At 70.0% G+C, this 13,529-nt stretch carries 11 protein-coding genes; 8 read left to right on the plus strand and 3 right to left on the minus strand.

All coding sequences use genetic code 11. The features are described 5' to 3' along the window. Positions 1-272: 272 nt before the first annotated feature. The gene (gene exaC, locus VPH43_RS19485) at positions 273-1,793 is read left to right on the plus strand and encodes an acetaldehyde dehydrogenase ExaC (RefSeq protein WP_328579414.1); all 1,521 of its coding nucleotides are present in this window, start codon (positions 273-275) and stop codon (positions 1,791-1,793) included. Positions 1,794-1,797: 4 nt separating this feature from the next. On the opposite strand, the gene purB is transcribed toward exaC, so the two are convergent. After that, the gene (purB, locus tag VPH43_RS19490; protein ID WP_328579415.1) at positions 1,798-3,168 is read right to left on the minus strand and encodes an adenylosuccinate lyase; all 1,371 of its coding nucleotides are present in this window, start codon (positions 3,166-3,168) and stop codon (positions 1,798-1,800) included. A gap of 185 nt (positions 3,169-3,353) precedes the next feature. Between purB and VPH43_RS19495 the strand changes: the two genes are divergently transcribed. After that, positions 3,354-4,280 (plus strand): 5'-methylthioadenosine/S-adenosylhomocysteine nucleosidase, encoded by a 927-nt coding sequence (locus tag VPH43_RS19495; protein WP_328579416.1) that lies wholly within the window; start codon positions 3,354-3,356, stop codon positions 4,278-4,280. 12 nt (positions 4,281-4,292) lie between these two features. Here the strand turns inward: VPH43_RS19495 and VPH43_RS19500 are convergent, their stop codons facing one another. Next, positions 4,293-5,582: a cobyrinate a,c-diamide synthase gene (locus VPH43_RS19500; RefSeq protein ID WP_328579417.1), complete on the minus strand. Its 1,290-nt coding sequence runs from the start codon at positions 5,580-5,582 to the stop codon at positions 4,293-4,295. Between the two features lie 107 nt (positions 5,583-5,689). Here VPH43_RS19500 and VPH43_RS19505 point away from each other — a divergent pair, with 107 nt between their 5' ends. The 3 genes from VPH43_RS19505 to VPH43_RS19515 all read left to right on the plus strand — a co-directional run bounded on the left by VPH43_RS19505 (position 5,690) and on the right by VPH43_RS19515 (position 8,527). After that, on the plus strand, positions 5,690-6,949 hold the full coding sequence (locus tag VPH43_RS19505) for a GTP cyclohydrolase II (protein WP_328579418.1): 1,260 nt from the start codon (positions 5,690-5,692) through the stop codon (positions 6,947-6,949). Positions 6,950-6,962: 13 nt separating this feature from the next. Beyond that, entirely contained in the window at positions 6,963-8,231 is a 1,269-nt protein-coding gene (locus tag VPH43_RS19510; protein ID WP_328579419.1) for a URC4/urg3 family protein, read from the plus strand. A gap of 77 nt (positions 8,232-8,308) precedes the next feature. Further along, a complete protein-coding gene (locus VPH43_RS19515) occupies positions 8,309-8,527 on the plus strand; it encodes a hypothetical protein (protein WP_328579420.1) in 219 nt (72 codons plus the stop codon). A 17-nt stretch (positions 8,528-8,544) separates the two neighbouring features. Here the strand turns inward: VPH43_RS19515 and VPH43_RS19520 are convergent, their stop codons facing one another. Continuing rightward, positions 8,545-9,312, minus strand: coding sequence for a ParA family protein (locus VPH43_RS19520; RefSeq protein ID WP_328579421.1), 768 nt, complete (start codon positions 9,310-9,312; stop codon positions 8,545-8,547). A 114-nt stretch (positions 9,313-9,426) separates the two neighbouring features. On the opposite strand from VPH43_RS19520, the gene VPH43_RS19525 reads away from it, so the two are divergent. From VPH43_RS19525 to VPH43_RS19535, 3 genes are read left to right on the plus strand one after another with little or no spacing between them, the layout of a single operon-like run. After that, entirely contained in the window at positions 9,427-9,846 is a 420-nt protein-coding gene (locus tag VPH43_RS19525) for a CopG family transcriptional regulator (RefSeq protein ID WP_328579422.1), read from the plus strand. Between the two features lie 21 nt (positions 9,847-9,867). Then, on the plus strand, positions 9,868-11,004 hold the full coding sequence (locus tag VPH43_RS19530; RefSeq protein WP_328579423.1) for an extracellular catalytic domain type 1 short-chain-length polyhydroxyalkanoate depolymerase: 1,137 nt from the start codon (positions 9,868-9,870) through the stop codon (positions 11,002-11,004). A 17-nt stretch (positions 11,005-11,021) separates the two neighbouring features. Further along, positions 11,022-13,520, plus strand: coding sequence for a DEAD/DEAH box helicase (locus VPH43_RS19535; RefSeq protein WP_328579424.1), 2,499 nt, complete (start codon positions 11,022-11,024; stop codon positions 13,518-13,520). Positions 13,521-13,529 lie beyond the last annotated feature (9 nt).

Consider the following 13,529-nt stretch of genomic DNA (forward strand, 5'->3'; position numbering starts at 1 on the left):
CTTGTCTTGTGCGCGCCACGCTAGCAGGTGGCGCTGCCGCGGCAAGCGGTTGAGCGCCCTGCGGCAGGGGTCCTGTTCCGTTTTGGCACAGGGCTGTGCTGCTTCGGCGCGACGCCACAGTGTGCGGGCGCCGGCTGACCGCTTTCTTGCGCGAAATCAGCCCGGGCCGGTGCAAGCCGCGCCTGGCACGGCGCATGCGATGGCGCCCACCCGGCTGCCACCGGGCTCCGGTTCAACGGCGGTCACCCCACCACCATCGACGGAGACACACCATGCTTTACGCCAGCCCGCACACCCCCGGCGCCAAGGTCGAGTTCAAGCGCCAGTACGACAACTTCATCAACGGCCGCTTCATGGCGCCGGTGAAGGGCGAGTACTTCGACGTGGTCACGCCGATCAGCGGCAAGGTGTACACCCGCGCCGCCCGCTCCACCGCCGAGGACATCGAGCTGGCGCTGGACGCCGCCCATGCCGCCGCCGCCAAATGGGCCGCCACGCCGGCGGCCGAGCGCGCCAACCTGCTGCTGAAGATCGCCGACCGCATCGAGCAGAACCTGGAGCTGCTGGCCTATGCGGACACGGTGGACAACGGCAAGCCGATCCGCGAGACGCTGAATGCCGACATCCCGCTGGCGGTGGACCACTTCCGCTATTTCGCCGGCTGCGTGCGCGCCCAGGAAGGTGCCTTGAGCGAGATCGACGCCCACACCATCGCCTATCACTTCCATGAGCCGCTGGGCGTGGTGGGCCAGATCATCCCGTGGAACTTCCCCATCCTGATGGCGGCCTGGAAGCTGGCGCCGGCACTGGGCGCGGGCAACTGCGTGGTGCTCAAGCCCGCGGAGTCCACGCCGGTGAGCATCCTGGTGCTGACCGAGCTGATCGCCGACCTGCTGCCGCCGGGCGTGCTCAACATCGTGAACGGTTACGGCCGCGAAGCCGGCATGCCGCTGGCCACCAGCAAGCGCATCGGCAAGGTCGCCTTCACCGGCTCCACCGCCACCGGCCGCGTGATCGCTGCCGCGGCCGCCGCCAACCTGATCCCGGCCACGCTGGAGCTGGGCGGCAAGAGCCCCAACATCTTCTTCGACGACGTGATGGCAGCCGACGATGCCTTCCTCGACAAGGCGATCGAGGGCCTGGTGCTGTTTGCCTTCAACCAGGGCGAGGTCTGCACCTGCCCGTCACGCGCGCTGATCCAGGAGTCGATCTACGACCGGTTCATCGAGCGTGCGCTCAAGCGGGTGGCCGCCATCAAGCAGGGCAGCCCGCTGGACAGCGGCACCATGATGGGCGCGCAGGCCTCGGCGATGCAGATGGACAAGATCCTGTCGTACCTGGAAGTGGGCAAGCAGGAAGGCGCCAAGGTGCTGATCGGTGGCGACCGCGCGCAGCTGGGTGGCGAGCTGGCGGGTGGTTACTACATCCAGCCCACGCTCTTCAAGGGCCACAACGGCATGCGCGTGTTCCGCGAGGAGATCTTCGGCCCGGTGTTGGCGGTGGCCACCTTCAAGGACGAAGCCGAGGCGCTGCAGATCGCGAACGACACGCCCTATGGCCTGGGCGCCGGTGTGTGGAGCCGCGACGGCAGCCGCGCCTACCGCATGGGCCGCGCCATCCAGGCCGGCCGCGTGTGGACCAACTGCTACCACGCCTATCCGGCGCATGCGGCCTTCGGCGGCTACAAGGAATCGGGTATCGGGCGCGAGAACCACAAGGCCATGCTGGACCACTACCAGCAGACCAAGAACCTGCTGGTGAGCTACTCGCCCAACGCGCTCGGTTTCTTCTGAAAGATCAGCCGATGCGCCTGGCCAGGCTGGCCGCCTGGCCGGTGTAGTTGCCCGGCGTCATCGCCTTCAGGCGGGCGCGCTCGGCGTCGGGCAGCTCCAGCGTGTCGATGAAGGCGGCGATCGCCTCGCGGGTGATCGCCTTGCCGCGGGTGAGCTCCTTCAGGCGCTCGTAGGGGTTGGGCAGGCCGTAGCGGCGCATCACCGTCTGGATGGGCTCGGCCAGCACTTCCCAGGCGCTGTCCAGGTCGGCGGCCAGCACGGCTTCGTTCAACTCCAGCTTGTCCAACCCGCGCAGCAGCGACTCGTAGCCCAGCACCGCATAACCCAGCGCCACGCCCATGTTGCGCAGCACCGTGCTGTCGGTCAGGTCGCGCTGCCAGCGGCTGATCGGCAGCTTCTGGCTCAGGTGGGTGAGCACCGCATTGGCCAGGCCGAAGTTGCCCTCGGCGTTTTCGAAGTCGATCGGGTTCACCTTGTGCGGCATGGTGGACGAGCCGATCTCGCTCGCCTTGGTGCGCTGCTTGAAGTAGCCCAGGCTGATGTAGCCCCACACATCGCGCGACCAGTCGATCAGGATGGTGTTGGTGCGCGTGACCGCGTCGAACAGCTCGGCCATGTAGTCGTGCGGTTCGATCTGGATCGTGTAGGGGTTGAAGGTCAGGCCCAGCTGGCCCTCCACCACGCGGCGGCTGAAGGCCTCCCAGTCGAAATCAGGGTAGGCGGCCAGGTGGGCGTTGTAGTTGCCCACCGCGCCGTTCATCTTGGCCAGCAGCTGCACGCTGGCGATGCGCTCGCGTGCGGCCTGCAGGCGCGCCACCACGTTGGCCACCTCCTTGCCCACGGTGGTGGGGCTGGCGGTCTGGCCATGGGTGCGGCTGAGCATGGGCACGTCGGCGAACTGGATCGCCATCTTGGTGAGCGTGTCCAGGATGCGGTCCACCGTGGGCAGCAGCAAGTCGGTCCGCGCACGCTGCAGCATCAGCGCATGGCTGGTGTTGTTGATGTCCTCGCTGGTGCAGGCGAAGTGCACGAACTCGCCGGCCGCCTTGAGCTCCGGGTTGCTGTCGAAGCGGGACTTGAGCCAGTACTCCACCGCCTTCACGTCGTGGTTGGTGGTTTTCTCGATCTCCTTGATCGCCTGCGCATCGGCTTCACCGAAGCGCACCACCAGCGAACGCAGCAGCCCGCGCGAGGCTTCCGTCAGCGGCTTGAACTCCGCGAAGCCCGCATCGGACAAGGCGATGAACCATTCCACTTCCACCTGCACGCGGCGGTGCATCAGGCCGAACTCCGACAGCAGCGGGCGCAGCGGCGCCACCTTGGCGGCATAACGGCCGTCCAGCGGCGACAAGGCAGTGAGGGCGGAGAGGTTCATACGGCGGAGGTGCAAGAGGGAGGGGCGGGCGCTCTGCATGGCGGCGCCCTGGGGGAGCCCCGCATTGTAAAAGTGCGCCTGCGCCCGCGGGGCCAAGCGTGCGACCCTGCAGGCCTGTTGTGGGCCGGCCGGCGGCGCGGCGGCATCATCGGCAGCTTCCAACAACGTCATCAAGGAGTGTGTCCATGTCCTCACGCCTCGTGTCCTGGTGCGCTGCCGGCCTGCTGGCCGTCGGCCTGGCCGGCTGCGCCAGCGCGCCCGCGCCGGCCGCCGATGCCACGCCGCGCATTGCGGTGATCTCGGCCTTCGATCCCGAGCTGGCACTGCTGCGCGCGCAGGTTCGCCAGCCGGCGGTGCAGCGCATCAACGGGGTGGAGTTCATCACCGGCGAACTCGAGGGCCGGCCGGTGGTGCTGTTCCTGTCCGGCATCAGCATGACCAACGCCGCCATGAACACCCAGCTAGCGCTGGACCGCTTCAAGGTGAGCCACATCGTCTTCAGCGGCATCGCCGGTGGCGTGAACCCGGGGCTGCACATCGGCGACGTGACCGTGCCCGAGCGTTGGGGCTCCTACCTGGAGGCGGTGTTCGCCCGCGAGGTGAAACCCGGCCAGTTCCAGCCGCCCGGCTGGATGAAGGACGCGACGCTGCCCAACTTCGGCATGGTCCATCCGCGCCCGGTGGGCGTGCGCAGCGCGCGCAGCGACACGCTGGAGACCCGCTTCTGGTTCGAGGCGGATCCGCAGATGCTGGCGGCCGCCCGCCAGCTGGGCGGCGTGCAGCTGCAGCAATGCGGCAAGCCGCAGCAGTGCCTGTCGCATGCGCCCCAGCTGGTGTTCGGCGGCACCGGCGTGTCGGGCCAGGCCTTCGTGGACAACGCGAAGTTCCGCGAGTACACCTTTGCCACCTTCCGCGCCAACGTGCTGGACATGGAAACCTCGGCCGTGGCCCAGGTGGCCTATGCCAACCGTGTGCCCTACATCGCCTTCCGCAGCCTGTCGGACCTGGCCGGTGGCGGCGAGGGCGAGAACGAGATTGGCACCTTCTTCCAGATCGCGGCCGACAACTCGGCCAAGGTGGTGATGGCCTTTTTGCGCCAGTGGAAGCCTTGAGCGGGTTGCAGCTCAGGGCTTGAAGAGCTCAGCCACCGCCTGCGGGTTGGACGGGAAGTACAGGTGCAGGAAGGACGCATGCAGCCGGCCCACGCGGTACACCGCTTCGCCATGGCCGTGGTGGCGCTGGCCTTCGGTAAGCCCCGCCGGCTGCAGCGGCGTCTCCACCCGCGCATGGTGGAAGCTGTGGCCGCGCAGCGTGCCTTCGGGCAGGTGGGCGCTGTGCAGGCCGATGTTCACCAGGCGCTCCTGCATCCGCGCCTGCCCGGGCAGCAGGCCCAGCATGGGCAGGCTGTGGCCGTCGATGCCGGTGAGCGATTCCAGCAGGGCGAGCAGCCCGCCGCATTCCGCCACGATCGGGCGGCCTTGCGCATGGTGCGCGTGCACCGCCTCGCGCAGGCTGGGGTGGCTGGCCAGCCGATCACCGTGCAGCTCGGGATACCCACCGGGCAGGTACAAGGCCTCGGCCTGCGGCAGCGGCTCGTGCGCCAGCGGCGAAAAGAACAGCAGCTGCGCGCCCAGTGCGGCCAAGGTGTCGAGGTTGGCGCGGTAGAGGAAGGAAAAGGCGGCGTCGCGGGCGACGGCGATGCGCACGCCGGCGAGCAAGGGTGGCAGCGGGCGCGCCTCCACCGCGGCGAATTCGACGGCAGGTGGCAACGCGGAAGCACTGCGCCCCAGCGCATCGGCCGCGCGGTTGATGCGCTCGTCCATGTCCGCGATCTCCTGCGCCTGCACCAGGCCGAGGTGGCGTGAAGGCAGGCTGAACGCTTCGTCACGCGGTAACGCGCCGAACCAGGCCATGCCTTCGGGCAGGCTCTCGCGCAGCATCTGCGCATGGCCTTCGCTGCCCACCTGGTTGGCCAGCACACCGGCGAAGCGCAGCCCCGGACGGTAGGTGGCCAGGCCCAGCGCCAGCGCGCCAAAGGTCTGCGCCATCGCCGAGCCGTCGATCACGGCCAGCACCGGCAGGCCGAAACGCTGCGCCAAGTCGGCGCTGGAGGGTGTGCCGTCGTGCAGGCCCATCACCCCTTCGACGAGGATCAGGTCCGCCTCGCAGGCCGCGCGGTACAGCAGCTCGCGGCAATGCAGCTCGCCGCCCATCCACAGGTCCAGCTGGTGCACCGGCCCGCCAGAGGCGCGCTCCAGCACCATCGGGTCGATGAAATCGGGCCCGGTTTTGAAGACGCGCACCCGCCGGCCCTGGTGGCGGTGCCAGCGCGCCAATGCGGCTGTGGCGGTGGTCTTGCCTTGGCCTGATGCCGGCGCGCTGATCAACAGGGCGGGGCAGCTCGTGGTGGTCATGGCCGCGCATGGTAGGTGCTCGGCGCTGCGGTGCAGCACACGAAGCGGCTTTACTTCCCGGCGCTGCGCGATATGCTGCCCCGACGACAGGCATCACGCGTCCATCGATGACCGCCGATCCGTCCTCCGCGCCGCGCCACATCCGCCTGACCAGCCACCCCGGCCAGGGCAGCAGCGGCGCGCCACCCCTGCATTGGGGCGCGGCCGATCCGCTGGAGCGCGGGCCGGTGGTCGGCACCACCACCAGCCGGGCGCAGCGCAATGTGATCGGCACCCACTCCGGCAGTTATGGTGTCTACCGTGCGCTCGCCATCGCGGCCGGCGCGCTGACCAAGGGCCACAAGGCGGACCTGACCAACACCGCGCCCACCGACCTGATCGGCCCGCATCCGCAATGGGCGGATGCCGAGCGCATCGTCTCCATCGACCCGTGGGGCGCGTCGGTGGCCGACGTGTTCCGCGGCTTCATCGAGCGCGGCTACGACATCCGGCCCACGATCGCAGTGACCCAGGCCCACATCGACCTGCCGGAGATCCGCCATGCGATGGCCTTCCAGCGCCTGCTGCCCGACGGCCGGGCGCTGCTGGAAAACGGCTCGGCCGTGGTCACCAAGGTGGCGATCGAGCCGGTGTGGTGGCTGCCCGGCGTGGCGCGGCGTTTCGGCGTGAGCGAAGGTGAATTGCGCCGGGTGCTCTTTGAAGAGACCGGCGGCATGTACCCCGAGCTGGTGACCCGCAGCGACCTCGAAGTGTTCCTGCCGCCGATCGGCGGGCAGACGCTCTACATCTTCGGCAACCCGCGCCACCTGAGCGACCCCAGTGTCACGCTCACCGCGCGGGTGCACGACGAGTGCAATGGCTCCGACGTGTTCGGCTCCGACATCTGCACCTGCCGGCCCTACCTCACGCATGCGATCGAGGAGTGCATCCAGGGCGCGCAGCAGGGCGGTGTGGGACTCGTGGCCTACAGCCGCAAGGAAGGCCGCGCGCTCGGCGAGGTCACCAAGTTCCTGGTCTACAACGCGCGCAAGCGCCAGGAGGGCGGCGACCGCGCCGACAAGTACTTCCTGCGCACCGAATGCGTGGCCGGCGTACAGGACATGCGCTTCCAGGAGCTGATGCCCGACGTGCTGCACTGGCTGGGCATCCGCAAGATCCATCGCCTGGTGAGCATGAGCAACGTGAAGTACGACGCCATCACCGGCAGCGGCATCGAGGTGCTTGAGCGCATCAAGATCCCCGATGCGCTGGTGCCCGCCGATGCGCGGGTGGAGATCGAGGCCAAGATCGCCGCGGGCTATTTCACCGATGGCAGCGTGCCCGATGAGCAGCGCCTGGCGGAGGTGAAGGGGCGCGGCCTTGGCTGAGCTGGGTGCTTCGATGACGGCAGCCGTCCTGCGCACGCCGGCCACCATCCGGGAGCGCTGCGGCAACATCCTTGCCTTCGTGGCGGCCGGCGAATCGCCGCACTTCACGTTGGCCCGGTCGCAGCTGCCGGCCGTGGCCGAGCGCGTGGCGGCGCTCACGAGGCAGCGCTTTCCCGATGGCCGCATCCCGTTGCACAGCCGCTGGCGCCACTTCGAGGCCGGCGGCGTGGATCGCAAGGCGCAACTCGATGCCTGCGTGCGTGAGCGCAGCCCGGTCGGCGTGGCACGGGCGCGCATCGACCTCGCACTCGTCAGCGTGCTGCTCGATGCGGGTGCCGGGCCCGACTGGCGCTACACCGAGCCGGGCACCGGCCTGCAGCTGGGCCGCTCCGAAGGCCTGGGCGTCGCCAGCTTCCATGCCTTCCTGGCAGGCCGCTTCTCGTCGGAGCCGGGGGACCGGTGCCGGGTCGACGCCAAGGCGCTGCTGCGCGTGGATGGCCGCTGGCTCGCCGACATCTTCCAGGCGGGCGAGCACAACCCCATCGTCGGCCTGGACGGTCGCGCCGCGCTGTTGCGCCGCCTGGGCGAGGCCCTTCGCGCGCGGCCCGATCTCTTCACCGCCGAAGGGCTGCCGGGCCACCTGTTCGACGCGCTCACCCACCATTCGCATGTGCACCACCTGCCACATGCCAACCTGCACCATCCGCGCCCGACGGCCTATCGGCACCATGTGAGCGCGGCCCGCATCCTGCAGACGCTGCTGGAGGCCTTCAGCGCCATCTGGCCCAGCGGCCAGCAGCTGCCCGACGGCACGCCGCTGGGCGACGTGTGGCGCCATCCGGCCGGCGGCGGCGAGGGCGCCAGCGCGGGGTGGGTGCCCTTCCACAAGCTCAGCCAGTGGCTCACCTATTCGCTGATCGAGCCCTACGAATGGGCGGGGGTGCAGGTGGGCGGTCTCGATGCGCTGACGGGCCTGCCGGAATACCGCAACGGCGGGCTGCTGCTCGATGCGGGCGTGATCGTGCCGCGTGATGCCGGGTTCGCCGCCGCGCCGCGCCAGCCGGGCGATGAATGGGTGATCGAATGGCGTGCGCTCACCGTGGCCCTGCTCGACGAACTGGCGCCTCTGGTGCGTGAGCGCCTTCAGGCCGGCGCCGATGGCATGCCGCTGGCGCGCATCCTCGAAGGCGGCACCTGGGCTGCCGGCCGCCAGATTGCGCAGGAACGGCGTGGCGACGGCAGCCCGCCGGTGCGCATCCAGAGCGACGGCACGGTGTTCTGACCGCCACTCGCAGGCACCTCGGTTGCCGGTCTTCTGCACGCGCACCACCCCCGAGGCGCGCCGCACAGGAGTCGACCATGACCAGCCCCACCCAGCGCAGCACCAACCAGCGCCGAGCCGAGGAAGACCATCTGCAGCAAGGCGGCCAGGCCGGCGGCAGCGGCACCACCGACAGAGACCATGGCGGCACGCTGTCGCACCAGCCGGCCGGCGAAGGCAGCATCGCCAACGGTGCCGGCGCCAGCACGCAGGAACGCCGCCGCTTCGCGCGCCGGCGCGACGACCCGCGGCCTTGACGCCAGTGGCCCTTGCTTCAGCCCTGCAGCGCCGCGTGCAGCGCCACGAACTCCTGCGTGAGCTTGTGGCGCGCGTCCAGGTGGATCATCGGGCGCGACAGCTCGTGTGATTCCTTCACCTTCACCGACGCGCTGAGGTAGGGCTGCAGCACCGGCAGCCCTTCATCGATCAGCTCCTGCACCAGCCGCTGCGGCAGGTTGGCCCGGGGCTGGAACTGGTTCACCACGATGCCTTCGACCTGCAGGTCCGGGTTGTGGTCGGCCTGGATCTCCTGCACGTTCTCCAGCAGCGCATAGAGCGCGCGGCGCGAGAAGTCGTCGCAGTCGAACGGGATCAGGCAGCGCTGCGCGGCGATCAGCGCGGAGCGGGTGTAGAAGTTCAGCGCGGGCGGCGTGTCGATGAAGATGCGGTCGTAGGTGCCGTCCAGCTCGGCCAGCGCGTCGCGCAGCTTGTATATCTTGTAGCGCTGCTCCAGCTTGCCGTGCAGCTCCTCCAGCGCGGGGCTGGAGCGCATCAGGTGCAGGCCGTCCCAGGGGGTGTCGCTGATGAAGTCGGTGGTGGCCTTGGGCCGCACCATGAACTTGAGCGTTTGCTCGAAGAAGCCGGCCGCCCCGTCGAGCTCGATGTCGGCCGCTTCGCCCATCAGGTAACGGGTGGAGTTGCCTTGCGGGTCCAGGTCCACCACTAGCGTGCGCTGGCCCTGCTGCGCGCTGATGGCCGCGAGGTTGCAGGTGATGGTGGACTTGCCCACGCCGCCCTTCTGGTTGAACACCACGTGTCGCATCGCTTGGCCCTTGTCGCCGCCGGAAACGGGCATTGTGCACTGCAATATCCCTGCTCCCGGCTGCGATACACGGGAGCCTACTCGCCATCCACTTGGATGGTGCTAGGATGGCCTATGCCAGCCCGAAGCACCACGTCCGTCGCTACGAAACCGCAGGACGAAAAGATCACCATCAATGTCGGTTACGTCGACCTGGGCCAGATCGACCTGCTGGTGCAGGAGGGCTTCTATGCCAACCGTTCCGACCTGATCCGCACGGCCATCCGCAACCAGCTCACCACCCATGCCGAGGTGGTGAAGCAATCGGTGGCCCGCAAGACCCTGGTGCTGGGCATCCAGCACTTCAGCGCCGACGACCTGCGCGCGGTGAAGGCGGCCGGCCAGACCCTGCAGATCCGCGTGCTGGGCCTGGCCTCCATCGCCAACGAGGTCACGCCCGAGCTCGCCTTGTCCGCCATCGACTCGGTGGTGGTGCTGGGTGCCTTGCACGCCAGCCCCGCCGTCAAGGCCGCGCTCGCCAGCCGCATTCGCTGACGGCCCCCACAAAGGAATTCCATGAATGCATCGTTCCAACGCCTGATGGCCGAAGCCACCCGGCTCACCCAGTCGGGTGACCTGCAGGCGGCCACCGCCGCCATCCAGGCCGCGCTCGGCCAGCACGGTGAGCCGGCCAACGACCCGGGGGAGGTGTTCGACGTGCAGGCGCGGGAAATTCAACCGCTGCCTGCGCTGCCGCCCCTCGCGGGCGCCCACAGCCCGGGCGTCGCACCGGCCGGTGACACCGTGGCGGAGCCCGTCGCGCCGATCCCGTCCACCCAGCCGAGCGAACCCAGCCCGCCGGCGTTGCAGCCCGAAGGCCGCTTCATCACCGGCCGGCACACCGACGCCGCCGCCACGCGCGACTACAAGCTCTTCATCCCGCCTGGCTATCGCGGCCAGCCGCTGCCGCTGGTGGTGATGCTGCACGGCTGCACCCAGCATCCGGACGACTTTGCGGCTGGCACCGGCATGAACCGCCTGGCGATGGCGCAGGAGTGCTTCGTGCTCTACCCCGCCCAGTCGCAGAAGGCCAATCCGCAGCGCTGCTGGAGCTGGTTCAAACACAGCCACCAGCGTCGTGGCCGCGGCGAGCCGGCGCTGCTGGCCGGCATGACGCGCGCGGTGATGGCGCAGTACGCCATCGACCCCCGGCGTGTCTATGTGGCCGGCCTGTCGGCGGGCGGCGCGATGGCGGCCATCCTTGGCCAGACCTACCCCGAGCTCTTTGCCGCGGTGGGGGTGCACTCGGGCCTGCCCGCCGGTGCGGCGCAGGACCTGCCCTCCGCGCTGGCGGCGATGAAAAGCGGCGCCGCGTCCACCGCCGCGGGCCGGGCCCCGCCCACCATCGTGTTCCATGGCGACCAGGACCACACGGTGCACAGCATCAATGGCGAGCAGGCCGTGGCCGCCAGCGCGGGGGCTGCGGCGTTTGAACGCGAACGTGCGCGCAGCCGCAACGGGCGCCACTACACCCGCCGTGTCTACCGTGGGGCCGATGGCCAGGTGGTGGCCGAGCACTGGCTGGTGCATGGTGCCGGCCACGCCTGGTCGGGTGGCCATGCGGGCGGCTCGTACACCGACGCCGGCGGCCCGGACGCCAGCGCCGAGATGCTGCGCTTCTTCCAGCAGCACCCGCTGCCCCCGGCCGCTTGAAAGCGGCGAACGCCACGATGCCCGCGCCTGCTGCCGACATCCCGGTCCCCGGCCACTTCCGCCCGCGCCTGACGCTGCAGACGCTGACCCGCGGCGACGGTGTGCTGGGCCTGCGCGCGGTGCCGGGCTTCGGCCCGCGCGGCGCCAAGGTCACCGTGGCCGAGGTGCATTGGACCTACGCCACCGCGGCCGGCCTGCGCTGGGAGACACCTGCCCCCACGCGCCTGCTGAACACCAAGCCCAAACCCACCGAGCTGTTGCGCGGGGCCTGGAACGAACGTGTGCTGCTGCAGCGCGACCGCGTGGCCGAGGCCGATGCGCGCGACCTGCTGTGGGCGACCGGCCTGCGCCCGTTGCCGGCGGAGGCGCTGCAATGGCGTCGCCCGGAAGCCGCCGACGGCCATGCGCCCTTGTGGAGCCTGGCGGAGGAAAACCACTTCGGCGACTTCTGGGCCGAGCAGGTGCCCAGGCTGCAGGCGGCCGGCTGGGCCGTCGTGGTGCGGGCCGGCTTTGCGCACCAGAGCGTCCCGGTGGAGCGCTGGCGCCTGGTGATCGACCCCGCGACCGGCGAGGAGCGGGGCCGCGAACCGGCCGAACCGCTGGGTGCCAAGGTGCAGGCGCTCGCGGCCTTGCGCCAGCCGCCGCGCGAAGGCTCCTGGATGCTGAGCCTGGGGGTGGAGGTGGAAGGCGAAACCCTGGACCTGGTGCCGCTGCTGGCCGACCTGCTCAAGCGCGATGCACGCTGGCTCAATGCCCGCGAGATCGCGCTGATCCCCGACCACGCCATCATCGGCCTGCGTGCGCCGGGAGGGCGGCGGATCGAGGCGCGCGCCGCGCCGCTGAAGGCGATCGTGGGCGCGATGGTGGACCTCCTCACCGATCCGCAGCGCCAGGACGGGCCGCTGCCGCTGTCCACCTGGGAGGCCGAGCGCATCGACGGCCTGCGCGCGCGCCTGCTGGCCCACAGCCAGGCCGAACGCGCCGGTGAACATGGCGCCTGGCAGCTGCAAGGCGAGGCCGGCCTGGCAGCGCTGGCGCACCGGCTGCGCGAAGCGGGCAGCCCGCCGCCGGTGGCGCCGCCCACGGGGCTGGGCCTGAGCCTTCGCCCCTACCAGCTGCAAGGCCTGGCCTGGCTGCAGTACCTGCGTGAGCACCGCCTCGCCGGCATCCTGGCCGACGACATGGGCCTGGGCAAGACGGCGCAGGTGCTGGCCCATCTGCTGGTGGAGCAGCAGGCCGGCCGGCTCGACCAGCCGGCGCTGGTGGTGCTGCCCAGCTCGCTGATCGCCAACTGGCAGGCCGAGGCTGCCCGCATCGCGCCGGGCCTGCGGGTGCTCACCCTGCAGGGCAGCAAGCGCCAGCAGCAGTTCGATCGCATCGCGCAGCACGACGTGGTGTTCACCACCTACCCGCTGCTGTGGCGTGACATCGACGCGCTGCAGCAGCAGCCCTGGCACCTGTTGATCCTGGATGAAGCGCAGATGGTCAAGAACGCCGGCAGCCGCGCGGCCGGTGCGCTGCGCCGGCTGCAGGCCCGGCACCGCTTGTGCGTGACCGGCACGCCGCTGGAGAACCACCTCGGCGAGCTGTGGGCCCACTTCGACCTGCTGATGCCCGGTTTCCTCGGTGATGCGCGCAGCTTCACGCGCCAGTGGCGCAAGCCGATCGAGACCAACGGCGAAACGCTCAGGGCCCAGCTGCTCGCGCAGCGGGTGCGGCCCTTCATCCTGCGCCGGCGCAAGGAAGACGTGGCCACCGAGCTGCCCGCCAAGACCGAGGTGGTGCGCCGGGTGCAGCTGCAAGGGCAGCAGCGTGCGCTGTACGAAAGCGTGCGCCTGGCGGCGGACGAGCAGGTGCGGCGCGTGCTGGAGCGCAAGAGTTTTGCCGGCGCGCAGATCGCCATCCTGGACGCCCTGCTCAAGCTGCGCCAGGTGTGCTGCGACCCGCGCCTGGTGAAAGGCCCGGCCACCGCACCGGGCACCGAGCGCGCCAAGATGGAATGGCTGCACGACATGCTGCCCGAGCTGGTGGCTGAAGGCCGCCGGGTGCTGGTGTTCAGCCAGTTCACCGAGATGCTGGGCCTGGTGCAGCAGGAGCTCACTGCGCTCGAACTGCCCCACCTGGTGCTCACCGGCGAAACGGCGGTGGGCGAACGCGGCCGCGTCGTCGAGCGCTTCCAGGCCCAGGAGGTGCCGGTGCTGCTGCTCAGCCTGAAGGCCGGCGGCGTGGGCCTGAACCTCACCGCGGCCGACACCGTGATCCACCTCGACCCGTGGTGGAACCCGGCGGTCGAACGCCAGGCCACCGACCGCGCGCACCGCATCGGCCAGGACCAGCCGGTGTTCGTCTACAAGCTGGTGGTCGAGGGCAGCATCGAGGAGCGCATCCTGGCCTTGCAGGCGCGCAAGGCGGCGCTGGCCGAAGGTGTGCTGGGCCATGATGCGGAAGCCGCGGTGAAGTTCAGCGCGGAGGATCTGCAGGGCCTGCTGGCGCCGCTGGATACACCCCGACGATAGGAGCTTGCT

Source organism: Ideonella sp. BN130291 (assembly GCF_036231905.1).
GTDB lineage: Bacteria > Pseudomonadota > Gammaproteobacteria > Burkholderiales > Burkholderiaceae_C > CAMLIZ01.

Coding starts and splice junctions, on each gene's coding strand:
- VPH43_RS19500 (WP_328579417.1), bottom strand. CDS start 5,582: ATGACCACCACGAGCTGCCCCGCCCTGTTGATCAGCGCGCCGGCATCA.
- VPH43_RS19535 (WP_328579424.1), top strand. CDS start 11,022: ATGCCCGCGCCTGCTGCCGACATCCCGGTCCCCGGCCACTTCCGCCCG.
- VPH43_RS19530 (WP_328579423.1), top strand. CDS start 9,868: ATGAATGCATCGTTCCAACGCCTGATGGCCGAAGCCACCCGGCTCACC.
- VPH43_RS19495 (WP_328579416.1), top strand. CDS start 3,354: ATGTCCTCACGCCTCGTGTCCTGGTGCGCTGCCGGCCTGCTGGCCGTC.
- VPH43_RS19505 (WP_328579418.1), top strand. CDS start 5,690: ATGACCGCCGATCCGTCCTCCGCGCCGCGCCACATCCGCCTGACCAGC.
- VPH43_RS19510 (WP_328579419.1), top strand. CDS start 6,963: ATGACGGCAGCCGTCCTGCGCACGCCGGCCACCATCCGGGAGCGCTGC.
- VPH43_RS19520 (WP_328579421.1), bottom strand. CDS start 9,312: ATGCGACACGTGGTGTTCAACCAGAAGGGCGGCGTGGGCAAGTCCACC.
- exaC (WP_328579414.1), top strand. CDS start 273: ATGCTTTACGCCAGCCCGCACACCCCCGGCGCCAAGGTCGAGTTCAAG.
- purB (WP_328579415.1), bottom strand. CDS start 3,168: ATGAACCTCTCCGCCCTCACTGCCTTGTCGCCGCTGGACGGCCGTTAT.
- VPH43_RS19525 (WP_328579422.1), top strand. CDS start 9,427: ATGCCAGCCCGAAGCACCACGTCCGTCGCTACGAAACCGCAGGACGAA.
- VPH43_RS19515 (WP_328579420.1), top strand. CDS start 8,309: ATGACCAGCCCCACCCAGCGCAGCACCAACCAGCGCCGAGCCGAGGAA.